This is a genomic window from Streptomyces sp. NPDC001634 (assembly GCF_040298185.1).
In the GTDB taxonomy this organism is placed as follows: domain Bacteria; phylum Actinomycetota; class Actinomycetes; order Streptomycetales; family Streptomycetaceae; genus Streptomyces.
Genome location: NZ_JBEOZU010000035.1, coordinates 39,429 through 64,325 on the forward strand (window position 1 = coordinate 39,429; position 24,897 = coordinate 64,325).

The window sequence follows — 24,897 nt, forward strand, 5'->3', positions numbered from 1 at the left end:
CGACCTCCGACCGTGCGGGGCCCGGCGCACGCGCTGCGCCAGGCCCCGCCCGCTTCAGATGTCGTCCAGCCCCTCCTCCCGGCGGATCATCCGCCAGGCCGCGCGGCGGGCGCTGCGGTCGAGGTTGGACTTGAAGTCACGGTCCGTACCGAAGTACCGCTTGCCGAGGGTGTCGATCGTGGAGACATGATCCATCATGTTCTCCTCGAACTTCTTGTCGAAGACGATGCCGAAGTTCTCCTCGTCGTTGACGAGGGCGGCGGCCCGGACCTTCGGGTCCTTCTTCGTGGCGTTGAAGGCCGGGAGGACGTCCTCCTCGGTGAACTCCGTGCCGAACTTGGCGTTGAACTTCTCGATCAGCTCGGACAGCAGTGACTTCTCGGAGTCCTTTGCGCCGCCCGCCCCGTCCCCGAAGCCCTTGAGCTCGGCGGGCCCCTCCGGGTTGAGGGACACGTCGTACTCGCCGGTCTTCTCGACGCGCAGGTGGCTCAGGTCCACCTCACCTATGTCCACTCCGCCGTCCGCGAGGCGGGGGAGCCGGTTGAGCAGGTAGCGGCCGTAGAGGTACAGGCGCTCCAACTCGGCGTCCTGGTAAGGCACGATCTGCGCGAGGAAGCCGTACTTGCGGACGTAGTCGTTGAGGTTGGCCCGGAAGTCCTCGGCGGCCTCGACGTCGTCCTCCTCGTCGCTCTCCAGGAGCTGGGTGAAGCGGGTGACGGCGGGGGACAGAAGCCGGTACAGCTCCGCGTGCAGCTTCGCCCACTTGGACTGGGAGCCGCCCGCCTTCTCCTGCGCCTCGAAGTACGCGGCGACGAACTCGTCCATGTCCTGCTCCGAGATGACCGGCGCGGACATGACGCGGCTCTGGGCCGAGTACAGGAGGTTCGGGTCGGAGGGCAGGGTCTGCGCCTCCTCGAAGTACGGGCGGAACGCTTCCCTGATGTCCTCGGCGTCGTTGACGAAGTCCAGGACGGCGAGGTCGGCCTGGGACTTGCGCTCGGCGGTGCGGTTGAGGCGCGAGAGGGTCTGCACGGCGGCGATGCCGGTCAGCGTCTTGTTGACGTACATCGTCGTGAGGAGCGGCTGGTCGAATCCGGTCTGGTACTTCTCGGCGACGACGAGGATCCGGTACTCCTGCTGCCCTTTGCCGCCGGCTTTCGCGGCCTTGTCGTCGGCGCGGGTGTAGCCGAACGTCTTCGGCAGCGCGCTTTCCGACAGGCCGCCGTTCTCCTTGCTCTCGGTGGTCTCCTCGCCGTCGATGGTGAGGGACCCGGAGAAAGCGACCAGGACACCGAGGTCCGGGTACTTGGTGTCGTAATCGCGGTCGGCGATGTAACTGCGGATGGCGCGGGCCATCTGCACGGCGGAGAGGCGGGAGGCCGTGACCACCATGGCCTTGGCGCGTCCGCCGAGCCGGCCGCGAGTGTGGGCGACGAAGTGCTCGACGATCACTTGGGCGTGCTGGGACACCGTGTGCTCGTGCATGAGCGCGAACCGGGCGAGCAGGCTGTTGGCCTTGGAGGGGTCGACCTCCTTCTCGTCGCGGTTGAGGTTCGCGAGCTTCCAGTAGGTGTTGTAGGTGACGTAGTTGCGCAGCGGATCGAGGATGAAGCCCTCCTCGATGGCCTGGCGCATGGAGTAGGTGTGGAAGGGGCGGTAGACGGTCTTGCCGTTCTCCACGTCTTCCGTGCCGAAGAGTTCGAGCGTCTTGGACTTGGGCGTGGCGGTGAAGGCGAAGTAGGAGAGGTTGCCGGCCCGGGAGCGCGCCACCGCCTTCGCCTTCAGTTGGTCGTCCAGGGTGACCGTGGTCGCGCCCTCGTCGTCCGAGTCGGCGTCCAGGCCGAGGTCGCGCAGGGCGGACTTCACGGCGGTGGCGGCGTCACCGGACTGCGAGGAGTGCGCCTCGTCGACGATGATCGCGAAGCGGCTGCCCTTGATCTCCGTGGGGTTGCGCTTGATGTAGTCGAGCAGCGCCGGAAACGAGTGCAGGGTGACCGTGACGATCTTCCCGGTGTCCCGGGAGAGGGCGCGGGCGAGCTGCTCGCTCTTCGCCCCGTGCTTCTCGTCGACCTTCACGACCAGGCCGTCCGTCTGCGAGAAGCTGCCGACGGTCGCCGAGAGCTGGGCGTCCAGCGCGCGGCGGTCGGTGATGACGATGACCTTGTCGAAGACCGGCTCGCCGGGCTTGATACGGCCGTCGGCGAGGGCGTCGGGCCGCAGGACGGCGGGATCGTTGCGGGCGTGCAGGTCGCTGAGGCGGTGGGCCAGCCAGCCGATGGTGTTCGACTTGCCGGAGCCGGCGGAGGCCATGACCAGGTAGTTCTGCCCGGCGCCGTGCACGGACGCGTGCGCGGTGAGCTCCCGGACCACGTCCCACTGGTGGAAGCGGGGGAAGATCGTCGACTTGGTGGTGCCGCCGCCGGGCGTCTTGTGCTTCTGCTGGTGCACGAAACGTTGGAGCAGGTCGAGCCAGTTGTCCCGCTGCCAGACCTGTTCCCACAGGTAGGAGGTGGCGTACGTGCCGTGGGCCGTGGGCGCCGGGTTTCCGGCCCCGCCGGGCTGGCCGGGGCCGTCCGAGCCGGTGTTGAACGGCAGGAACTGGGTGCTCTTGCCGCGCAGTTGCGTGGTGACGAACACCAGGTCCGGGTCGATGGCGAAGTTGGCGATGACGCGGCGGGTGAAGATCAGCTCGGTCGGGTCGCGGTCGGTCCGGTACTGCTCCTTGGCCTGCTCGACGCCCTGCCCGGTGAGCGGGTTCTTCAACTCGGCCGTGGCGACCGGGATGCCGTTGAGGAACAGAGTCAGGTCGAGCCGGTGACCCCAGTCGGCCTGCTTGGTGGCGTAGGGGAGTTCCCGGACGACGGTGAGCCGGTTGGCCCGATAGCCGTCGAGAACGGAGTCGGCGGAGATGAGGTTGGGCTTGAAGTAGGCGACGCGGAGCCGCACGCCCCGGTCCTTCACGCCGTTGCGGAGGACGTGCAGCAGCCCGTCATCGGCGATGGCCCGGTCGAGCCGCTGAGCGAAGCCACGCTGCGCCTCGTTGGGGTTGCCGCCGTAGACGGTGAGCAGTTCGTCCCACTCGTCGGGCTGGGTCGCGCCGATGAAGGTGAACAGCTCGTTGGTGTCGAGCCCGAGGTCAGGTCGGTAGTCCTTCGGGTTCGCCTCCCGCCAACCCCGCTCGCAGAGCGCGGCGACGATGGCGGACCCGAAGGCCGACTCGTCGTGCACGGGGCTCATACGGTGACTCCTTCGGTTGCGTTGCGGCCGCTGGCGGTGGAGACGTCGAACTGGCCGGTCACGGCGGCGGTGATCAGGGCTTGACGGCGTTCGGCGATGAGTACCCGCTGTCGTACCAATTGCTTTTGCAGGCCTTCGATATTCGTCACATGGACTCCTAGTCGACTAAGTCGACGGGAGGCTTCATGCAGCCTGGGCAAGGGAATTGGAACGCCACGCAACCGGTCTGCCTTGATGCCGAGTGCTGTAGACCCAGTGGCGCGGAGTTCCAATTCGGCCTGTCCTTGAGGTGACCGAAGGTACCAGTAGAGCCAAGTAGGTGAGCACAATTCTTGGTTGGATCTGAGCACGATGACGCGCTGTGCCAGCGCAATGTACGTATTGCTGATCATGGCTACCTGGCCCAAGGGTGCCTCTGTGGTCAGCAGTACGTCGTTTACTTCTAGCAAGCCCCGACGCATCCAATCCTTGTAGGCGTCGGCGGCGATGTATTCCCGGCTGGCTTCGAGGGCAATGCGACCCTCTCGAATATTCTTGGCGGTGACAAGCGGGATCCCGGAATCCGTCTTTTCTGGGGTTGCTCCGCGGTAGTCAATCCATCGCTTTACTGCTCGCCGCAAGGGGACAATGGAGACTTCGTTTTCCTCGTCAAACGTGAAGCACTCCGCGATCAATGCAGATTTGCGCTCTTCAAGTAGTCCAGTGAGCCTGTCGGAGCGGTCGTTGATGTGCGCAAGATTTGCGAGTTCGGAGTCGAGGAAGTCGGCAATTCGGCGTTGCATCTCCAGATCGGGAAGCGGAACCGGAACTTTGAGAAACTGTTCGGGGTGTACCCTATTGAACCCAGTCCCCATTCCGCGAGAGATTCCCGAAAAAACTCCGGCGTAGATCGGATCTCTGAGGAGGTGCACTAGGAACCTCGCATCTACTACCCGTGGATTTGGGCGGAAGATTGCATAGTCGGGACTGATGATTCCGGAAGACGCGGCCAATCCGAATACGCCATTCCATGCCTGCATCTTATTCATGACGATGTCACCACCGCGGAATCTATTGTAGCCAACGTAAGAGTCGGCCACAGAAACCCCTTGACGTTCGTGATCGCGTGGGAGCACGCCGCGTTCCCTGCTGAGCATGTGCAATTGCTCGGTGCCAGTCGTACTGGGTTCGTCAACATAGGAGACGAGAGCGCCAATCCGGGTGGTAGGCCAGGTATCGGGAATGTGGGCCCAGTCAAACCCCACTACAGCGCTGGTCACTCGGTCACCTCGCGAAGAAGCTCCTGAATCTCCGCCTCCAGCGCCTTCAGCTCCGCGTCGATCTCCGCCAGCGGTCGTGGCGGCTCATAGGAATAGAAGTGACGAGTGAATGGAATCTCGTACCCGATCTTCGTCTTACTGTGGTCGATCCACGCATCCGGCACGTGCGCATGGACTTCCCGCACCAAGTACTCGTCGGCGTCCTCATCCAAGGGCACATTTTCGTAATCCCGAAGGTCTGTATCCGGTTCGGGCTGCGCCTTGACCACCTGCACCTCGCCCTCTGGGTCCCGCGCCCCGATGATCTCCCTCAGCGCCTTGTTGAATGGCGCCCCCGTCGGCCACGTCCCGCCGGCCTGGACCACCGCGTCCTTCAATGCGAGCCAAGCCTCCTGCTTCGTGCCCCAGCTCGACCCCATCAGGGACTTGAAGGCCTCCGCCAACACCGCAGCCTGCGGCAGCTTCTGGATGGCCTTCGACGCCTTCAGTGCCGCCAGCGTCTCCTCCGTCACCTCGAACCGCAGCTTCAGCGGACGCTCCACCGTGATCCGCTGGTAGCCGAAGTCCTCGTTGGCGAAGACCTTCACCTTGCCGTGCAGCGGGTGCTCCGTGTCCCCCGCCACCGCCAGGGCCTCGCCGTACAGCTTGACCACCGTGGCGATCTGGTCCTTGCCCAGCGCCTTGCGCTTGTCGCCCAGCGACTTCCGCATCTTCTGCCACTGGTCGCGCGCGTCCAGCAGCACGACCTTGCCCTTGTGGTCCGGGCTCTTGCGGTTGGTCAGGATCCAGAAGTACGTCGAGATGCCGGTGTTGTAGAAGAGCTGGTCCGGCAGGGCGACGATGCCCTCCAGCCAGTCGTTCTCCAGGATCCAGCGCCGGATCTCCGACTCACCCGAGCCGGCCGCGCCCGTGAACAACGGCGAGCCGTTGAAGACGATGGCGAGGCGCGAACCGCCCCCGCCGTTCACGTCCACCGGCTTCATCTTCGAGATCATGTGCTGGAGGAACAGCAGCGAGCCGTCGTTGATGCGCGGCAGCCCTGCCCCGAAGCGGCCGGCCTCGCCGAGCGCCTTGTGCTCCTGCTCGACCTCGTCCTTGACCTTCTTCCACTCCACGCCGAACGGCGGGTTGGCCAGCATGTAGTCGAAGGACTTCCGGGCGTGCCCGTCGTCGGAGAAGGAGTTGCCGAAGGCGATGTTGTCCGGGTCCTGGCCCTTGATCATCAGGTCGGACCGGCAGATCGCCCACGACTCGGGGTTGAGCTCCTGCCCGTAGACCTCGACCGTGGCGTCCGGGTTCAGCTCCTTGATGAGGTCGTCCATCGCGGAGAGCATGCCGCCCGTGCCGCAGGCCGGGTCGAGGACCGTGCGCACCGCACCCGGCAACTGCAACGCGTCGCCGTCCGGCGCGACCAGCAGCCGCACCATGAGCTGGATGACCTCACGCGGCGTGAAGTGCTCACCGGCCGTCTCGTTCGACTGCTCGGCGAAGCGGCGGATCAGTTCCTCGAAGATGTAGCCCATGTTGTGGTTGGGCACGACCTCGGGACGCAGGTCCAGGTCCGTGAACTTGCCGATGACCTGGTAGAGCAGCCCCGCGCTGTCCAGCCGCTTGATCTGCTGCGCGAACTCGAAGCGGTCCAGCACGCCCCGCGCGTTGTCGGAGAACGCCCCCACGTACACCATGAGGTTCTGCGCCGCGTTCTGCGGGTCGTTCGCGATCTGCTTCAGGGTGAGCGTGGAGGTGTTGTAGAAGGAGTGGCCGGAGGCCTTGCGGAGGAACTTGTCCGCGACGATGTCCTGGCCCTCGAACTGCGCCACGGTCTCCGTGACCTTCTGGCGTGTGGGTTCGAGCACGCACTCCAGTCGCCGCAGCACCGTGAACGGCAGGATGACCTTGCCGTAGTCGGACTGCTTGTAGTCCCCCCGCAGGAGGTCGGCGACGGACCACGCGTGGTTCGCCAGCTCCGTGTGCTTACTGCTGTTCAACTGGATCCACGGATTCCTTCCGAAATGTCCCAACCCCACCGCCTGGGCCGAGCCCAGCCGAGTCGATCGGCCGGCCGACCGGGACGGTCCGACAAGTGTGGTCTATGCGTGAGAGGCCGTGTGCCTAATGGGGTGAATCGCCACCCCGTTCGCCCGCCTCCGCCGCGCTCGCCGCCTCCCGCGACGGCAGCAACTGGCCGCCCGTGAGCCCGCCCGCCAGCAGCCGTGCCGTCTCTTCCGCCAGCCGCGTCGCACGCTGGGCCTCCGCCCGCAGGTCGTGCACGTGCCGGAACGCCTCCCCGTACCGCCGCTGCTCCTCCAACGGCAGCAACGGCACACGCAGCCGACCCGGGCTGACCGTCAGGACCGTGCTGCCGGTCGACGCTCCCGCGATGTTCTCCTCCGCGCCCAGGAACCCCGCGAGGAACCAGGCGTCCAGGCGTGCCGGGTCCGGCCGGAAGAGGTGGACGTGGGGGCCGAGCAGCGCGCCGGCGTCCGCCTCGTCCGCCACCCGGGCCATCGGGCCTTCCGTGCTGGCGACCGCCCGTACGAGCACGTCGCCGATGGCGATCACGGGTGCCGTGTCGTCGTACAGGCCCATCGGGTCCCCGGTGGGACCCGACCCGGTTGCGATGTCGGAGCTGGTGAGCACCGGCCGCGTCTCGGGCCGCCCGCCCCCGCCGGTCCCGCCGCTCGCGGCCTGCGCGCGGGTGCGCACGCTGTCCGGCAGGTTCCGCAGCACGGTGAGCGCTCCGCCGCGCGTGAGGTCGGAAGCGGTCGCCGTCCGCCACTGGCGGGCCGCGGCGCCCGCGGCGCTCCACGCCTCCTGACCGGCCGTCCGCCCGAGGGACTTCGCGGCCTCGACGAGACCCCGGCGGGTGGCGTCGACCTCGGCCGACAGTTCCGCCGGGTCGACCTCGGTCCGTGACGCCCGTACGAGTCGCGTCGGCGTCAGGTCCACCACGTCGTCGAGCAGGTCCACCACGCCGACGGCGTGCGCGACGCCGGGCTCGCCCTCGAACGTGTCTGGGCTCTCCGTGAACGCCCGCCAGGCGTCCAGCGCGCGCGCCGTGATTCCCTCCCAGTCCGGGGCGGCGGACCTGCTCCCGCCCCGCGTCCGCGTGCTCACCGTCGTCGTCCCGCCGTGTCCGGCCGCCGTCGCCGGCTCCGCCGCCGTGTCGACGAAGAGGACCGACTTGCGCTCCGGGCTGCCCGGTTCGGGGCGTTGCAGTACCCAGATCTGGAGGCCGACGTGCAGGGGGACCGACGCGCCGGGAGGCAGGGCGATCACCGCGCGCAGGGCGCCGCTGCGGACGAGTTCGGCCCGTACGCGGCGGCCTGATGCGCGGCCTGCGGTGGCCGGCGGGAGGAGCAGGGCCGCGTGGGCACCGGGAGTGAGGTGGGAGAGAGCGTGCTGCACCCACGCCAGTTCCGATTCGGCGCGGGGCGGTACGCCGTACGCCCAGCGGGGGTCGTAGGCGAGTTCGTCGTGGCCCCAGTCGCGGTCGCCGAAGGGCGGGTTGCACAGGACGGCGTCGGCGAGGAGGCCTGGGAAGGCGTCGGCGCGGAGGCTGTCGGCGGCGTGGACGGTGACCGTGGCCTCGGGGGCGGTCAGCATCAGGCTCACGGCGCTGCGGCGGGCCTGCACGGGAAGCGTGTCCTGGCCGTACAACTCGCTCGCGCCCCTGCGGGCGGCGGCCGCCAGGAGGGTGCCGCTGCCGCAGGCCGGGTCGAGGACGCGGGCGGGGGAGCCGGGGATCAGGCGGGCGAGCAGGTCGGCGAGCGGGGCGGGGGTCTGGTAGGCGCCGGAGGCGGCGCTGTCCTCCAGTTCCCGTTCCGCGAGCACGGCCAGCGCGGCCTGGCCGCCCTCGTCGCGTACACACGCGTACAGCGCGCGCAGCACCGGCGCGTCGCCCGGCTCGTAACGGACGGCCTCCGCGGCCGGTACGGCGTCGGCTGCTGCGGCCGCGTCCCGCTGCGCGCGGGTCGCGAGGTCCGCGTCCGGCAGTCGTAGGGCGGCCGTCAGCTCCTCCGGTGAGCGGCCAGCCGCGGCGAGGACGAGCAGCAGCAGGTCCTCCGGTGTGCCGCCGCCGTTCTGTGCGTACAGGCGGAGTGTCGTGCGCAGTTCCTCCGACGGGCTCGCGGCCGAGGTGTGCCCGCGGGAGGCGAGCCAGGCGCGCACGGCCTCCAGGTCGTACAGCGGGCTGCTGTCCGTGCCGCCGGACGGCGCCGGGAAGTCGTCGTGCCGGCGGCGCCAGTTGCTGACCGTGGCGCGCGTGACGCCCGCGATGCGGGAGATCTCGGCGGCGGTCACCTGGGCGGGTGACGCGGATGGCTGGGGCATGGGTGTGGTCCTGGGCCTCTCGGAAGCGGACGTCAACAACCTACAGCACCCGTCAAATCTGTCAACCTGTTTGACAGTGCTTTCAGGGTGCTGCTTATCTGGAGGTGCTTCCGGTGGAAGTCGCCGCCCAGCAGGTCTTCGTGCTGCGGGCTGCCCCGCCGACCTGTCGGCCTGCCGCCGCGCCGACCTCATGAAACGGAGAACGCCATGACCTTCCAGCAGCCCGCCCCCAGCAGCCCGGCTACGACCCGCAGGGCTTCACCGGCCTTGCCGCGCCGCACGGAGGGGGCCAGGGTGAGCGCCGCAAGAGACGGCTGAAGTACGGCGCTGTCGCTCTGGTCTCGCTGTTCATCGGCGTCGGGATCGGTTCGAGCGACGGTTCCGCCGACAACACCGGCAAGGCGACGGCCGGAGTGAAGGCCGCCCCCCGCCCCACGGTCACCGTCACCGAGACCGCCGCGGCCGCCGACCCCAAGCCCGCGCCGACGGTGACCAAGACGGTGACCGCCAAGCCGAAGAAGACGCACAAGTCCGGGCCGGCGGCCAGCTTCTCCGGTGAGGGGGAGTACCTCGTCGGTGAGGACATCAAGGCCGGCACCTACAAGACGGCCGGGCCCGACGACGAGTGGGGCTGCTACTGGGAGCGCGCCAAGGACGCCAGCGGTGAGTTCGGCTCCATCATCGCCAACAACAACCTCGACGGCCCGGGGCGCGTGACGCTCAACAGCGGCGAGTACTTCAAGACCAACCGGTGCCAGGAGTGGAAGCTGGTCGGCTGAAGCGCGAAGGTCCGGTCCCGGTCACCCCTCTCGGTCTGGAAGGCCCATTCGTGACGATCACCGAGCACACAGAGCTGACCCGTCGCTTCGCCGACGACTTCACCGCCCTGCAGGAGGCCGTCCTGGCGCGAATGAACGGGATCTGCGCTCCTGAGGTTGCTGTGGCCTTGGAACATCCTTCGCTCGCCGGTCCCATCGCCATCGCTCTCGCCCACGCCGATGTCCTCGCTCGCGGGGCTGTCTGGCGTGCGGAGCTCTCGACACAGTCCCCGGAGCGGCTGCGACGGCTGCGGATCCACGCGCGCAAGGTGCGACGGGCCCGGTCGCAGGCGGAGGCCCTGTGCAAGGAGCAGCGTGCCCGCCGTCTCGCCGGCCGCTCGTGGCCGATGGACGTGCTGGAGGTGAGGGTGGCGCGCAGGGCGTTCCCAGCGGCCTTCGCCGAAGCTCTGCGGCAGGAACTCCGCGACAGGGGGCTGCCGGACGGCACACCGCAGGCGCCCGAAAGCGACCTCGCCCGCTGGGTCTGGGACCAGCGGACGGCAGGCGACGAACTGCTGCCGACGCCGGTGCGTGAACTGCTGGACTGTGACGACGACTCCTTCGTCCAAGAACTCCTGCGCGATGCCCGGGAGGACGAGAACCCCCACCTCACGCATGACGCGGTGGTCGAACGGTGGAGTCGCCACGCCCGTGCCGCGGTGGCCTGGGGCCGCTACGCGATCGGCCGGGCCGAACGGGACGTCCTCACCTGCTCTCTCTCCGCACGGCGCACCGGACTTGACGCTTTGGAGGACGCCTACCAGGACACCGCGGTTCTCGCCGCCCGGTTCCGCGAAGCCCGGCTCCGGGTCACGGAACTCCACGACCGGATGCAGGTCTGCATGACGACAGGGCCGTTCGCGGACCTCATCGCGCAGTGTCGCGCCGCGGCGCCGGCGCGCTTCGCGGACGCCGAAGCCGAGTTGTGGCACAGCGTGCGTGAGCTGATAGAGAGGCACCGGACGAACTGCCCCGAACGCGCTGATGGCTGCCCGCGCTGTCACTACGCTCTTGCCACCCTCCTCGCCGACACGGGCGAAGAAGGCGACGGCGAACATCCGACGGCAACGAATCCGGCCGATGGGGACCGCTACGCCGTGCTCGCCGACCTACCCGACACCGCAGTCGTGGCCGTCGCCGACGCGGCCGTCGCTGACGAGTCCGCACTGTGCGGCTACGGCTGGGCTGCCGAAGACGGGACCGCCGGTTACGGCGACTCCTTGGCCTCGAGCAGCGGTGAAGCCGAAGTCATCGGTATCTGCGAGGCCGCCCTCAGCCTCCTCGAGCACCACGAGGATGCGCCCGTCGTCCTCCTGTGCGACAGCGCACAGGCGGTCGGCGTCGTCGATGCGGCCCTGCGCTCCGTCGCCCCGGCAGCGGCCCACCGCACTCTCCTCTTTCCGGAGAGCCGGCAGGTCATGGACAGCCTGTTGCGCCACCGCCATCGCCACCGTGTCCAGGTCCGCTGGTTGAAAGGCCACATCGGACATGACCTCAACGAAGCCGCCGACGCTTTCGCTCGCCTCGCCCTCCGCCGAGTCAGCGGCCGCATCCCTCTTTCCGCCGCCCGGAAGGAGGAGGCGCGGATCCGACGCTCGCTCGGGTCCGGCCCCCTGTCGGCCGCTGCCTGAATCCATTCCTCTTCATGCCCTCACAGCACTCGACGAAGGGAACTGTTTAAGGGGCGACTTCAACTGGCTTTTTGATCAAGCCCGTTCAGAAATCACGGGGAGATGCGAGAACATCTGGGGACTCACCCGGTCGGGGAGCCATGGATCGAAACCTCCACGGCCCAGCGTGGGTAAAGGTGATCCTCAAGGAGATGGGGACGGTCAGACATACCGCCCGTTCCTCGGCAGGGAACCTTTGGTTGTAGGGTAAATCAATTGGATTTCCTGGGGGCTCGCGGTGGGGGCTGTGATCGCTTCAAATACATCACTCTTGGTGAGGTTTTGGCCATGCCTTCCGGGTGGTCGTGCGAGCACTGCAAGGGACGCTCGTGGAAACGGTGGGGGATGAGTGCGACGTCTGTGCGTGTCGGGCGCCGTCGGGTTATGTCGGAGGCAGTCAGTAGAGGGTGCGCCTGAGAGGGCGTTCGGCAGTGACCCGTTGTCAGTGGCGGGTTCAGGGTGACGCGGAAGACCGTTCCATGCCGGGGAGTTCACGAACAGGGCATTGGAACCTCTCTTTTGGGGACAGAGTGGACCATTCTTATCAGGCGTGGCAGGAAGTGCTGGCCGAGGAGTTCTTCGGACGACAGCACGCCGGCCACCCGACGCTGTTCTACATCGACGACGAAGTGGAGCAGGAGCTCAGGCACGGACACGGCATGGAAGAGCCCCTTGCCCAGTGCGTGGGCAGGTTCCTGCGGTTGGGGACCGCGGAACCGTACCGTGCGCTGGAGGACTACCGCTGGCGTATGTGGCAGCAGGACAAGGACGGCGTGCCCGCCTTCCTGCCGCTGCTGGCCTGCTCGGTGATCGCCGCGTCCCGGATGGTGAACGACCGGAACCACCGGGCCACCGCCTACCATGCCCGCTTCTCCCAGTTGTTGACCGGCGACGAGAAGCGACTGGGCAGCCAGCAGTACGAGCCCATCTCCCGCATGTGGCAGGTGCTGGCCTCCTGGCAGCACAGCCAGAAGGGCGCGCGGGGCCTCTGCACTCTTCCCGCCCCGGCCGACCTGCCCTCCAACCGAAGCATGATCGGGTTCGCCCAGTCCCAGTCGCTCCTCAGCGGCGCCGACCGGTCCTTCCTGCCGAAGCTCTTCCGGTCGTTGCGGGAACACGGCACGACCTGGCCGCTGCCGGGGGAGACGCTGCTGGCCCAGATCGAGATCCGGGGCATGGAGCAGCACTTCTCCAAGGGCTTCTGCAACGCTCTGCAGGAGGAGGAGTTCCGTCCCTTCCTCGCCAAGCTGATCGGCAACTACGCCGCTTCCTGGGACGGTTCGGACGCGCTGGTGCCCACCGGTGTCACCCGGGCCGAACTGCTGGTGCGGCTGGACGCGGGCCGTCTCAGGTGGGTGGCGCGCCTGCGCTCCCCGGAGCAGAAGAAGCGCATCGAGCTCAAGGACGGCGTCGTCCTCGATCAGCTCGGCGACACCGCCTACTATGAGGTGACGGGCTTGCCCGCCCCGAGCGCGGACACCCTCACCCGGGGTATCCGCCGCGACGGGGACAACCTGGTGCTCAGCCGCCCCTCCTCCTCCGTCCTGGTGCTCGCGCGGGACGACGTGCTCGGTGTCTGGGCCGGCACCGACGGCTTCCGCCCGGGAGAGGCGCACGTGGTGCTCGCCGCCCCGAGTGCGCAGCGGGACGTGCAGCGGCTGTTGGACAAGGCCGCGACCACCGGCCGGAGCGCCGACACCAGCAAGCTGGCCTGGGTGCCGCAGGGCTGGTCCCTGCACAAGCCCGTCACCTTCGACGACGCGGTCATCCTGCGTCGGGCGCTCCGGGAGGTCCAGGGCGCGGTCGGCCTCCTGCAGCCCCCGGCCCAGTTCAAGCTCCGCCTCGAGGGCGGTCTGAAGCTCGCGCCCTCGCTCGATCCCCACCTGTATCTGCGGGGAGGCGAGCCGCAGGTGGTCCTCCCGGACGCTGTGGAAGGCACGGGCACCCTCCTGATCGACGGAGAGGAGCGGCCCGAGCTCAGGAAGAGGATCGCCGCGGGCCGCCCCGTCCCCCTGGCCGTGCTCCGGCTGGAGCCGGGCCGCCACACGGTGAGCTACGCAGGCGCCGAAGTCGGCTTCGCCACCGCGGACCAGGCCGTCGTCGAACCGAGGATGACCAAGGTCTGTGGCTTCACCGTCGTGGACGGCAAGGCCTCGGAGTCGCCCTCTCTTCTCTTCGAGCAGACCCTGTCGACCGGCATCACCGGTGCCGACTGCACGGGCGCCACCACCCAGGACGCGACAGCAGCGATGGAGCTGTGCCGTCGTGACGCGGACGAGGTCCTGTTCGCGGCGGCCGACGGTCGACTGTGGACGTTGGAGGCCCCGGAACAACCGGACTGGTGGGCAGAACGTCTTGCCGACACCCCCGCCCCGCTCCGCTTCGAGGCCGACTTCCACGGCATCGGCGGCTGGCTCCTGGAGCGCCGGAGCGGACGCTGGAAGGGCCGCCCGGTGAACCCCGGAACACCGAAGCCGAAGACCGCCGGCAACCCGCGGGCCTGGACCCGCGCCGTCCTCAACGCCCAGCAGGCGTCCGTCGACCTCTCGTGGGCCGCGTACGTGCAGGCAGCGAAGGAGCTGGACCGATGACGGGACCGATGAGCAGCACCGAGTTCGGCGGGATCCTCCTGCGCTGGCTGAGCGAGAGCCGCAGCGGCAAGGCGTCCGCACTGCGCGACGGTGTCCGCAACCAGGCCCAGGCATGGGGCCTGGAGCTGGCGGAGTACGCTGACTGGGACTGGATGCGCAAGGTCGCAGCCCTCGGCTTCATCGACGTGGACCTGCGCGCCGACCGCTGGTCGGTCGCCCCGCCGGTGCTGACCAGGCTGCCCCACGCCGACGGGCTCGCCGTGCTGACCGGCGCGCGCACCGCGCGGATCAGTATGCGCGTCGAGGAGGCGGCGCAGGAGTGGATGGAACTGATCGCCGTCCCTCACTGGCCGGAGGCAGGTGAGGCTCCGCTGCCCGACACCCTCCTGTTCCAGTACGAGGACCCGCGGATCCTGTGGGAAGCGGCGGAGTTCTTCGGGGCCCGCTACGTCCCCTGCGCCGCCCTGCAGTTGATGGAACTGCTCCCGCAGGCGGCACCGGGCCCCGAGTCCGCACCGCCCGGTGGGAGCACCGCCGACACGCTGGAGAAGTACGAGTTGCGCCGCCAACGGTTCGTCCCCGTCGCACGGGACGACGAGGACGGCCTGTACCGGTGGCGCGGAGCCGACTACGCCCGCCTGACCCGCGTCCGTCGCAACGGCGTCTTCCACGCGGTGGAACGCGAGACGGGCATCTACCTGGAGCTCGCTCGCCGCCGCACCGGCGCGATGCGCTGGCGGCCGGAATCCGGCAAGGGACGCGCCGGCCTGGGCCGACTCTTCGTAGACCGGTACGCGCCCCTGCCCGCCCTGCATGAGCGCGCGGTCGTCCTGTGTAGCGGCTTCCCGCCCTCGACGGGCAAGCAGGCGCAGACCCGCGCGTACGACAACGTGCCGAGGGCGCTGGCCGAGGCGATCGCGGCCTCGCTGCAGCAGAACCTGGAGACCATGCCGCGACAGGTGGCGGCCACCGTCGGGAGGACCGAGTGAGCGCGGAACAGCGGACAACGGCGGTGATGAACACCGATGTCCAGGACGTCATGGGCACCTTCGACGACCTGCGCAGCGCGCTGTTCCGCTATTACGACACCCCCTTCAGCGTCGACGATCGTTCCGTCATGGAGGAACGGCGCAACCTGCTGGACCGGGACAACGGGGCGTGGCGCGACCCGCTGATCGAGCTGCGACCGCAGTACGCCTCCCAGGGCGTCAGCATCGCGGAGTCCTTCGCGGAAGCAGGGGCACACCCCGATGCGGCCGATTTCGCCCGCTTCACCCTCCCCGACGGCGTGACCAGCCTCTACCAGCATCAGCACGACGCCTTGGTCGCCGCCTGCGAGGGCAAGGACTTCGTGGTCACCGCGGGCACCGGTTCCGGCAAGACGGAGTCCTTCCTGCTGCCCGTCCTCGCCGACCTGGTCGCCGAGTCCGCCCACTGGCAGGGCACTCGTGCCGTGCAGCGGGAATGGTGGCAGGGGGACGGCGACCACGTGCCCAGCCGACAGAACGAGCACGGGCATCCCGCGGCCATGCGCGTGCTGATTCTCTATCCCACCAACGCCCTCGCCGACGACCAGTTGGTCCGGCTGCGGAAATCGCTGGACAGCCGTGAGGCCCACGCCTGGCTGGACCGGAAGCGCAGCGGACACCGCTTCTACTTCGGCCGCTACACCGGAGCCACCCCTGTCTCCGGCAGCCGCGATTCCGAGCCGGCGACCTTCCGTCTCCGGCAGTACCTGCGAGAGGTCCAGGAACGGCAGCACAAGGCCGACGAGAAGCTCGACGAGGAGCTGCGGCCCTTCATCCCGCGCCTCGGCGGAGCGGAGATGCACGCCCGCTGGGACATGCAGGCCGCGCCACCGGACATAATGATCACCAACTACTCGATGCTGAACATCATGCTGCTCCGCAAGCAGGAGGAGCACATCTTCAGTGCCACGAGGAAGTGGCTCGAGCAGACCCCCGGCGCCCGCCTCACCCTGATCCTGGACGAGCTCCACATGTACCGCGGCACGGCCGGCACCGAGGTGGCCTACCTGCTGCGCAACCTCCGCCACCGCCTCGGCCTCGACAAGAACCCCGAGAAGCTGAGAGTGCTCGCAGCCTCCGCCTCCCTGGAGGCGGGCCGGGACGACGACTTCCTCGACGGGTTCTTCGCCCTGCCCGGCTCCCGGCGCGTGATCATCCCCGGAAAGGCGAGGGAGATCCACGGCGAGGGCGACCTGGCCGCTCAGACCGAACGTCTCTCGCAGGCCGCGAAGGCTCCCGTCACCCAGGACGAAGCCGTCGCCCTGGCCCGAGAGACCGGCCTCGGTCCGGCGCTCCAGAGCGCACTCACTCCAGGCGGCAAGCCTCGTGCTCTGCCCGCCCCCGAACTGGCGGAGAAGCTCTTCCCGGGCGTCCCGAAGGAACAGCGCCAGGACGCTCTCCACGGCGTGCTGCGTATACTCGGCTCCGCACAGGACACCGAACTCCCCCAGCTCCGGGCCCACTTCTTCTTCCGGAACATCGAGGGCATCTGGGCCTGCTCCGATCCGAACTGCCCCCACATCCCCGTGGAGCACGGCCCCGAACGCCGGGTCGGCCGGCTCTTCGCCGAGCCCACCTCCCGCTGCACCTGCGGCGCCCGCGTGCTGGAGCTTCTCTCCTGCCAGGCCTGCGGCGACCTCATGCTCGGCGGGTACGCCAGCCCCAAGGACACCCAGCGGCGCAAGTTCACCGGTGCACTCCACACCGACTTCCCGGACCTGGACCTGCTCCCCGACGAGGCCAGCGGCGCACCCACCGCGGCGAACTACATCGTGTACTGGCCGCGCACCAAGGGCCTCGGCCTCGACGACCCCAGTTGGCACGCGGGCCTGTCCGACGGCGGGCCACAGGTCGAGTTCGCGTTCCGTCGCAGCGCCTACCAGCCCGCCACCGGCCGCCTGGAGAACCGGGACGTCCAGCACACGGGATGGTCGTTCCACATCTCCGTGCCCCTGGACAAGGAGGGCAGGAAGCCGGCCTACGACCCGGCCCGGCTGCAGGCCTTCCCCACCCGCTGCCCCGCCTGCGGCGACGACTGGGAGATCAAGTACGACAGGGACGGCCGTTTCGTCCCGCTGGAATCGCCTGACCGGCTGCGCAACGCGCCGGTCCGACGGATGCGCACCGGCTTCTACAAGATCAACCAGGTGTTGGTGACCGAAGCGCTCGGCCACCTTCCCGATGGCCGGCGCAAGGCGATCGCCTTCTCCGACAGCCGTGACGACGCCTCCGAACTCGCCAGCGGTCTTGCCCTCCGCCACCACCAGGACCTTCTCCGCCTGCTCAGCGCCCAGGCCGTCGAGAGCCAGGGGGATCCCTTCGGAGACCTTCAGACGGTGAAGGGCCACTACGCCGGTGAGCCGGTCGATCGTGCGGCTGCCCGCGCCGCCGTGGCACGGATGCGGGACCGCGACCCGGCGGACTGGGGACGCCTGAAGGCGATCCTCACCGACGACCTCGACGCGGAACCGGAACTCCTGCCGGACCTGGAGCGGAAGTTCTCCGAACTGCCCTCCCTGGACGACCTCGCCTCCGACCTCGAAGGCATGCTGCTGAAGTACGGCACCAATCCCGCCGGTCCCGCGGCCTCGCTCCAGCAGACCTCGGCCGGACAGCCCTGGACCGCGCTCTACAACTGGGAACGGGATCGGGCAGCGGTGACGGAGACCCAGGCGCAGGAGGATCTCCTCAGCCGCATCCGTTCCCGCCTCCGCCTCGAGACCATCGGCAGCCTCTTCTCCGGCGGCGGCCGTGACTTCGAATCGCTCGGACTCGGCTGGCTCTGCCTGCGCGACGACCGCTCACCCTTGGAGATCGGCCCGGACAGCGACCAGGCCGTGGCGCGTGCCAGCCTGAGGATTCTCGGCCTGATGCGGCGCTTCACCCGGATACGGGCCTCGCTGCAAAGGCCGCCCGCGCCCCTGAAGCGTTTCTGGACGCAGGTGGCCGAACGTCAGGGCACCGATCTGCAGACCATCCAGGACCGGGTACTCGGCGTGTGGAAGGACGCCGTGGTCGACTACGTCATCAAGCCGGAGAAGGTGGCACTCCGCCCCGGCGAGAACAAGACATGGACGTGCCGTTCCTGCCACCGGCCGCACCTTCACCCGGGCGCGGGGCTGTGCACCAAGTGCCAGACTCCGCTGCCCACCGTGCCTCAGCAGTACGACGGAGTCCTCGAAGACGACTACTACGCATGGAAGGCCGCCCACCGCACCGGTGACTTCCCCCTGCGAACCGCGGAACTGACCGGCCAGACGGACCGGTTGGAGGCCCAGCGTCGGCAGAGCCTCTTCCAGGACGTCTTCCTCGGCGACAACGATGTTCCACAGGCGGACGGCCTGGAACTGCTCTCCGTGACCACGACCATGGAGGCCGGAGTCGACATCGGCCCCCTCAACACCGTGATCATGGCGAACATGCCGCCCACGCGCTTCAACTACCAGCAGCGCGTGGGGCGTGCGGGCCGACGCAACAGCCCGGTCGCCGTAGCTCTCACCGTCTGCCGTGGCCGCAGCCACGACGAGCACTACTTCGCTCGACCGGAAGCGATCACCAACGATCCGACTCCGCCGCCCTACCTGGTCCTCGGCATGGTTTCCGTCTTCCGCCGGGTCCTGCTGGGAGAGGTCCTGCGCCAGGCTTTCGAGCCCCTGCAGCCGGAGGACCGCCGGAAGGGGCCGGACATGACGACCAACGTTCACGGACAGTTCGGCCTCGCCGCCGACTGGCCGACGCACCGTTGCGCCGTCCGCCGCTGGATCGCCGAACATTCGGAGCGCATCAGGGCCGCTGCCGCCGCACTCCGGAACGGAACACCGGAGAACGTCGCCGCCCTCGACCCGGTATCCGCCATCGGCGAACTCCTCGCTCAGGTCGACGAGGTGGCGACTCGGACGGTCGGCCACCCCGACCTCAGCCAGCGTCTGGCGGAGGCGGGCCTTCTGCCGATGTTCGGCTTCCCGACCCGCTCCCGCCTCCTCTACCGGAGCATCCCGCAGAAGACCTTCCCCTGGCCGCCGGCCGACTCCGTCAACCGCGACCTGGCCGTCGCCCTCAGCAAGTTCGCACCGGGCAGCGAAACCCCGCAGGACGGCCGCCTGCTCCGTTCCAGGGGAGTGGTCTCCCTCGTGCCGAGCGGCCGCGGAGTCCAGGCCGCCGAAGACCCCTTCGGACCGGAACAGTTGGTCGCCATGTGCCGGATCTGCTCCCACGTGGACCCGCAGGCCGTCGTCGACCCGGAAACCGGGAGCGCCGGCACCTGCCCCGCCTGCGGCGCGGAGAGCAAGTACTACAGGGCCGTCCCCTTCCGGGAGCCCGCAGGCTTCCGGGCTGCCCACGAAGCACGGGACTACGACGGCTACCGGGAGATCGGCTCCAACGCCACCAGCGCGCGTACCGCCACCGACCTGGAGAAGACCGCCCCGCGCATCCACCGTGCCGCCGACGACTGGATGGTCGTCCACACCGGCAGCGGCGACCGCTACATCGTCAACACCAACGCCGGAAAGCTCTTCAGGTTCGTCAAGAACACCGGCCCGTGGCGCGGATACCTGGCGCTGGACAGCCCCAAGGCGGAGGCCGACCTGGAGATCGCCCTCGGCGCCACCCAGCACACCGACATGCTCTTCATCGGAGCCAAGGGCGCCCTCGACACGATCCGGGGCCTCCGCTTCGACATCTCGAAGTCCCAGCAGATCGACGGCTTCCCCGAGGCCTACCACGGGCGGCGCGCCGCCTGGTACTCGCTCGCGGCCCTGCTCCGCCGTGCCGCCGCCCCGCACCTGGACGTGCAGCCGGAGGAACTCCTCAGCGGCATCCACGGCTCGGACGCCCCGGTGGCAGCTCCGGTCATGGCCTACCTGGCGGACAGCCTCGACAACGGAGCGGGCTTCAGCACCTACCTCGGTTCGCAGGACCACATCGAGGAGTTCCTCCAGGCTGTCGACCGCTACGTGCACGACCTGGAGGCCGACCGCCATGCGCTGAACTGCCGCAGCTCCTGCTACGCCTGCCTGCGCGACTACGCCAACATGCGCCTCCACCCGCTGTACGACTGGCGGCTCGCCCGCGATCTCACCGACGCCCTGCGCGGTCGGAAACTGCAGATCGATCCGAACGAACACGCCGTCCTGCTGAAGGGCTGGGCGGACGAGGAGCCCAACGTCAGTCTGAAGGAGACCGCTGTCGGACCGGTGGCGCTCTTCACGTCGGACTTCACGGGCGAGCCCGTCGCGGTCGCCGTCAAGCATCCTCTGGAGTCCGCCGCCGATGAATGCGGGAACGAACGGCTGCGGGCCCTGCGCAACGAGGTCCGTGATGGAGGCCTCGCCACCAAAATCGCCTTCGCCGACTCCTACAGTCTGGACCGGACCCCTGCCGCGGTGATCGAGCAGGTGCACATCTTCGCGGAGGAGATCTGATGACGTCAGGAATCCCGCTGGGAGCGGGCCACGACGAGCAGGCCCACCGGGAGGAACTGCGGCAGCGCGAGATAGCCCGCCGCCTCGCCCTTCTGCAGGCCCGCCGGGCCCAGGACCGGACCGCCGGGAGAGTCCCGCAGAGCGCGGAAGGCGCGGGCGGCCCGGCTCCGGTCGTTCCGCCGCAGAAGCAGCCGGAACCGGAACCGGCCATGCCCCCGCCGGTCCCCGAAGGATTCACCGACCGACATGCCTGGGAGCGCGCCCGCTCCTTCGCCCAACTGGTGCTGCCCGACGCACTGAAGACGGAGCCCAGGACGCTTTCCGCGCGGAGGCTGGCGCGGGCCGCGGCCGACGCAGCGTCCCGGCAGGAAGATCCGGTCTCGGGCGTCTCCCTGCTCGCGATGGCACAAGACCATGGGCTGGACGTCTTCGACGGACGGCTCGACGACCGCGCCCGCGCCCTGTTGGACGACAAGCCGCTGCCGCTCCTGGGCGAGCCGGGCAGTATGTGGCAGATCTACCAGGACGACCGGCGCCTGACGGAGACCAACCTGCCGGCTCCCCGGCAGAGGGCACTCCTGGTGAAGCTTCCCCGGCCGCTCCTCGACGACTACATCGACGAGGAGTGGATCGGCGCGGTCCCCGAGCGTGACGGCACCTCCCGTGCCGCCTACTTCCGCGCCCGCCTGGACCCGGCGTCCCTCACCGACGAGGAGATGGACCTGTTGGCCTGGCCCCTCGAACGGGAGCGCCGGGAGGCGGGCTCGGGAACGGAACCCGGCCCTGACTGGCCGCAGGACTGGCGCCTGCTGGTCAGGCTGCAGGCCAACGACGTCAAAGCGATCACCGAGGAGTGGACCGACCTCCTGCCGCCGACGCAGAAGCTTCTCGACGCCCTGCGCGAGGTGCGGCGCACCCGAGAGGTGCCGGACGACCTCGTCGCCGACGAGCGACTGTGGGTTCTCCTGGAGCGGATACACCCCAGCGTGCACAGTACGAGCAACAAGAGATTCAACGGCTGGATCGGCGTGCGGACCCTGGTGAGGGCCGTGCGGCAGATGCACCGTGCCCTCCTCCGCGGGGACGAAGAGACGGCGGAACAGCGGAGGAAGGCGGCACTCACCATGGCCGCGAGGCTCCGGCACCACTCACAGCCGGTGCGCTGGGAGGCCCAGAACGTTCAGGCCTACTTGCGTGCCGACCAGGAGGTGACCGAGTCCCTCAAACTCCTGGAGCAGGACGCGGAAGGCCGTCCCCCCGTGCCGGACCAGCTCGGCGGAGGTGCCGTGGCCGCGCTGCGGAAGAATCGGAGCTTCCTGAAAGACCGGCCCCTCGGTGAACGCGGGCAGCCGCTCAACCCGCATCTGGTGCTCGGCGTGCCGGACGGGGCGGACGACTGGAAGAAGGCATGGCGAGCGCTGCGGAAGGAGCTCGACGACAGCGGCCGCGTCCGAATCAACTGGGCCAAGGACGTGATCGAGAAGGCCGAGCGGGAGGAGCAGGAAGTACCCTCGTTCACCGTCCCGCTCGCCCCGCACCGCTGGAAGGACCCCCTCGGCACGAGCCCGCGGCTGGAACTTCCGCCCGAGCCCTTGCAGAGGCTCACCGAGCCGCCCACGGACAGCGACCGCGCGTGGTCTCGCACCGAGGCGGCCCGAGAAATAATCACCAGGGCGACGGAACGCCTTTCCTTGGCTGCTGAAGAGATCGCAGCCCTTGAAGATCCGGAGAGCGGTACATCGTGACTAAAGGTCGCAGGGCGCGCGAAGCCCGGAAAAAGCGCGCATCTTTTGCAGGTCAGGAACCGTATTCCGGAAATGACGAACCCAAAGCGGCTGACATGCAACCCTGGAAGTTCACCGCCAGCGACATCCCTAAGCTTGCAGCGGGAGCTCTGGATGCGCCAACGATCCTCAAGTCCATCAACGACTCACTCCTGCCCGCAGTGGAAGAGGAACTGGAGCGCATGGCTGAGACCTTGGGCACCCTTCTTGGAAGCAATGGGGCAGAGGGTGATCCTGTCGGTGTCATCCGGGCTGAGTTGATGAGGCGTGTCCTTCCTCAAATTTCCGATTCTGTGCGGAGCGGTGTGATGGAGGGAATGAGGACCCGCCAAATGCACTTGGCTCAGTTGGCTGCGATCCACCGTCAGACTCTGGAGTCCAAGAGCCTGAGGATCGTATTGGCGCGGATCGATCACGAGTTGTCGCGGGCCGGCTTGGAGATTATCGGGAAGGCCGATGATCATTCAATGTTCAATGTGGTGGAAGATCCACCTGGGGCAATGAGCTCTGGACCGGTTGCATATGAAGTTGCGGCGCCGGCTTACGTCGACAAGGAATCCGGAAAGCTTGTCGAGCGTGGGTGGCTCAAAGCCGTTCCCAAGAACTCATCGCCGGTACCCGCAGCGGAAAAGATGAAGCCGGGGCAGAGGCGCAGAGCCACGCACACGGAGGCGGGTGGCAAGCAGAAGAAGGATCTCAATGGGGGGCCTGATGATTCTCCGCACAGGAAGAAGATTCATCGGGGTCAGACATCTGGTGTTCGGCAGGAGCCTCAAGAAAGTGGCGATCGGCACGTTCCCGAGGAGGGATCGCGTGGCGGTTCCTGGTCTCCAACTGGTTCGCAGGACATGACGACAGGCGGTCGTGCGCAGAAGAAGACGAGTTATCGGCAGTCGTTGCGCGCTGCGGCCAGCAAGCAGATGAACCAGAGAGGCACACGATGAGTTTTGGCATCGACTTCGGTACGAGTAACTCGGTTGTTGCTCGCTGGAACGGGCACACCACCGAGGTGCTGCCGATCGACAGTGACAACGTGCCATCCCAATGGCGTCAACCGGAATTCGAGCAGCTCTTCCCCTCCGTGCTGTCCGTCCGCGACCTCCAGCGCACCCTCTGCTTCGGCTGGGAGGCGAAGACCGGCACCAGCCAGCCGCTCGACGCCGTGAAGCGGATGCTCGGCACCCGCTCCGGTGCCGAGAGGGACAGCGGCGACACCGACGGCTCCGAGGCCGCGGCCCAGCTCGAGGAGCACCACGTCTGGGTCGGATCGGAGACATTCCACAGCACGGTCGCAGCCGCCTCCCTCTTCAGCCGTATGAAGGAAGGCGTCTCCGCCCAACTGCTCGACCTCTCCGACGCGGTCGTCACCGTCCCCGCCAACGCCACAGGTGGCGCCCGCTACCGCACCCGCGCGGCGGCAGCGCTCGGCGGAGTGAAGGTCCGGGCCCTCCTCAACGAGCCCACAGCGGCTGCGATCTCATACGTCCGCGACGTCCCGATCCCGGGCCGTTTCCTCGTCTTCGACTGGGGCGGCGGTACCATCGACGTCACCGTCCTGGAGTACGACGACGGCCTCTTCGAGGAGCAGACCTCCCGCGGCATCACCGCCCTGGGCGGCCTGGAGTTCGACAACGCGCTGGCCAAGCTGATCCAGCAGAAGATCGGCCTGACCGCGGACCAGCTCACCAAGGCCGAAAAACGCCGGTGGCGCCGTTCGGTCGAACTGACGAAGATCGCCTTGTCCTCCGTGCCGATGGACGGCGCGCTCTTCTTCGACCTCCCGGTCGGCCTCGCCCCCTCGATCTCGAGGCGTGAGGTGAGGGTCACCGCGGCCGAGTACACCGAGGCGATCAGCGCGCTCATCACCCGAGCCCTGGAGCCGGTCCAGCAGGCTCTGGAAGACCTCGCCATCACCGCGGACGACATCGACTCCGTGCTGATGATCGGCGGCACCTCGCAGATCCCCCAGGTGCGTCACGCGCTGGGCGAGCTCCTCGGGCACGACCGCATCGTCGACAGCGGCCTGTGCCGGCCCATGACCGCCGTCGCCCGAGGCGCCGCTATCTACGCGGCCTCCCTGGATGGCGAACTCGGCGACGACAGAGACTTCTCCCTCGTGACCAGCTACGACCTGGGCACGGCCGTCAGCGCGGGCGAACAGAAGGGCTTTCGCGCCATCATCCGACGCAATGCCACGCTCCCCGCGGAGGGTTCGTCCACCTTCTACCCGAACATGCCGGGCGCTTCGTCCGTGCGCGTGACGGTGATCGAAGGGGAGGTCGGCTACTCGGCTGACAGCGACCGTGCCTTCCCCCTGGCCAACATCGAGGTGGATCTCCCCACGCGCGAACAGGACAGCCGGCGGAACAAGATCGAGATCAAGTTCCGCTACAACGAGAGCGGCATCCTGCGCTTCACCGCCACCCACGCGGAGACCGGCGTGGTGCTTGCCGAGCGGGAGATCGACTCCTTCGGACCCGACGGCACCCCACTGCAACACGGTCTCGACGATGAGCTGACCCGCCTCCTGGCCCATACCGTCCGCCCGTTCGCCGACGGCTCCTCCACCGTCCGGCACCTCTCGGCAGCCGAAACGGCCAACGCCCGCCCCGCACCGATCGACATGTCCGTGCGCGTAGTGGAGGCCGACCCGGCCGTGACGATCAACGGCGAGCCGCAGGGCTTGGTGACGGGGGGACTTTGACCAGCCTCTGCACTTTGGTGGGTGAATTGCGGGTGCGCCAGAGCGCGCTCC

General features: G+C 68.4%; 12 protein-coding genes. 8 read left to right on the top strand and 4 right to left on the bottom strand.

The features are described from left to right. Positions 1–54: 54 nt before the first annotated feature. The 4 genes from ABT186_RS23720 to ABT186_RS23735 all read right to left on the bottom strand — a co-directional run bounded on the left by ABT186_RS23720 (position 55) and on the right by ABT186_RS23735 (position 8,828). The gene (locus ABT186_RS23720; RefSeq protein ID WP_351926728.1) at positions 55–3,237 is read right to left on the bottom strand and encodes a type I restriction endonuclease subunit R; all 3,183 of its coding nucleotides are present in this window, start codon (positions 3,235–3,237) and stop codon (positions 55–57) included. Beyond that, positions 3,234–4,496 (bottom strand): restriction endonuclease subunit S, encoded by a 1,263-nt coding sequence (locus ABT186_RS23725; RefSeq protein ID WP_351926730.1) that lies wholly within the window; start codon positions 4,494–4,496, stop codon positions 3,234–3,236. Before ABT186_RS23725 ends, ABT186_RS23720 begins: the two co-directional genes overlap by 4 nt. Further along, on the bottom strand, positions 4,493–6,484 hold the full coding sequence (locus ABT186_RS23730) for a type I restriction-modification system subunit M (RefSeq protein ID WP_351926732.1): 1,992 nt from the start codon (positions 6,482–6,484) through the stop codon (positions 4,493–4,495). Before ABT186_RS23730 ends, ABT186_RS23725 begins: the two co-directional genes overlap by 4 nt. A gap of 124 nt (positions 6,485–6,608) precedes the next feature. After that, the gene (locus tag ABT186_RS23735; protein ID WP_351926733.1) at positions 6,609–8,828 is read right to left on the bottom strand and encodes an N-6 DNA methylase; all 2,220 of its coding nucleotides are present in this window, start codon (positions 8,826–8,828) and stop codon (positions 6,609–6,611) included. A gap of 413 nt (positions 8,829–9,241) precedes the next feature. Between ABT186_RS23735 and ABT186_RS23740 the strand changes: the two genes are divergently transcribed. The 8 genes from ABT186_RS23740 (at position 9,242) to ABT186_RS23775 (ending at position 24,846) form a co-directional block, all read left to right on the top strand. Continuing rightward, positions 9,242–9,607 (top strand): Rv1352/Rv1906c domain-containing protein, encoded by a 366-nt coding sequence (locus ABT186_RS23740; RefSeq protein WP_351926735.1) that lies wholly within the window; start codon positions 9,242–9,244, stop codon positions 9,605–9,607. 50 nt (positions 9,608–9,657) lie between these two features. Beyond that, entirely contained in the window at positions 9,658–11,277 is a 1,620-nt protein-coding gene (locus ABT186_RS23745; RefSeq protein ID WP_351926737.1) for an RNase H family protein, read from the top strand. Positions 11,278–11,846: 569 nt separating this feature from the next. Then, on the top strand, positions 11,847–13,907 hold the full coding sequence (locus ABT186_RS23750; protein WP_351926739.1) for a hypothetical protein: 2,061 nt from the start codon (positions 11,847–11,849) through the stop codon (positions 13,905–13,907). After that, positions 13,904–14,896, top strand: a complete 993-nt coding sequence (locus tag ABT186_RS23755; RefSeq protein ID WP_351926741.1) for a hypothetical protein — start codon at positions 13,904–13,906, stop codon at positions 14,894–14,896. The genes ABT186_RS23750 and ABT186_RS23755 overlap by 4 nt, the downstream gene beginning before the upstream one ends. After that, entirely contained in the window at positions 14,893–20,358 is a 5,466-nt protein-coding gene (locus tag ABT186_RS23760) for a DEAD/DEAH box helicase (protein ID WP_351926742.1), read from the top strand. Before ABT186_RS23755 ends, ABT186_RS23760 begins: the two co-directional genes overlap by 4 nt. Next, positions 20,358–22,103 carry a hypothetical protein gene (locus ABT186_RS23765; RefSeq protein ID WP_351926744.1) on the top strand — a complete coding sequence of 582 codons (1,746 nt, stop codon included), beginning with the start codon at positions 20,358–20,360 and terminating at the stop codon, positions 22,101–22,103. Before ABT186_RS23760 ends, ABT186_RS23765 begins: the two co-directional genes overlap by 1 nt. Further along, positions 22,100–23,086 (top strand): hypothetical protein, encoded by a 987-nt coding sequence (locus ABT186_RS23770; RefSeq protein WP_220645412.1) that lies wholly within the window; start codon positions 22,100–22,102, stop codon positions 23,084–23,086. Before ABT186_RS23765 ends, ABT186_RS23770 begins: the two co-directional genes overlap by 4 nt. Beyond that, positions 23,083–24,846, top strand: a complete 1,764-nt coding sequence (locus ABT186_RS23775; RefSeq protein ID WP_351926746.1) for an Hsp70 family protein — start codon at positions 23,083–23,085, stop codon at positions 24,844–24,846. The genes ABT186_RS23770 and ABT186_RS23775 overlap by 4 nt, the downstream gene beginning before the upstream one ends. The last annotated feature ends 51 nt before the right edge of the window (positions 24,847–24,897 follow it).

Excerpts from the sequence above, each read along its gene's own strand:
- ABT186_RS23755 (WP_351926741.1), top strand. The coding sequence starts at position 13,904 with ATGACGGGACCGATGAGCAGCACCGAGTTCGGCGGGATCCTCCTGCGC.
- ABT186_RS23765 (WP_351926744.1), top strand. The coding sequence starts at position 20,358 with ATGACGTCAGGAATCCCGCTGGGAGCGGGCCACGACGAGCAGGCCCAC.
- ABT186_RS23775 (WP_351926746.1), top strand. The coding sequence starts at position 23,083 with ATGAGTTTTGGCATCGACTTCGGTACGAGTAACTCGGTTGTTGCTCGC.
- ABT186_RS23720 (WP_351926728.1), bottom strand. The coding sequence starts at position 3,237 with ATGAGCCCCGTGCACGACGAGTCGGCCTTCGGGTCCGCCATCGTCGCC.
- ABT186_RS23735 (WP_351926733.1), bottom strand. The coding sequence starts at position 8,828 with ATGCCCCAGCCATCCGCGTCACCCGCCCAGGTGACCGCCGCCGAGATC.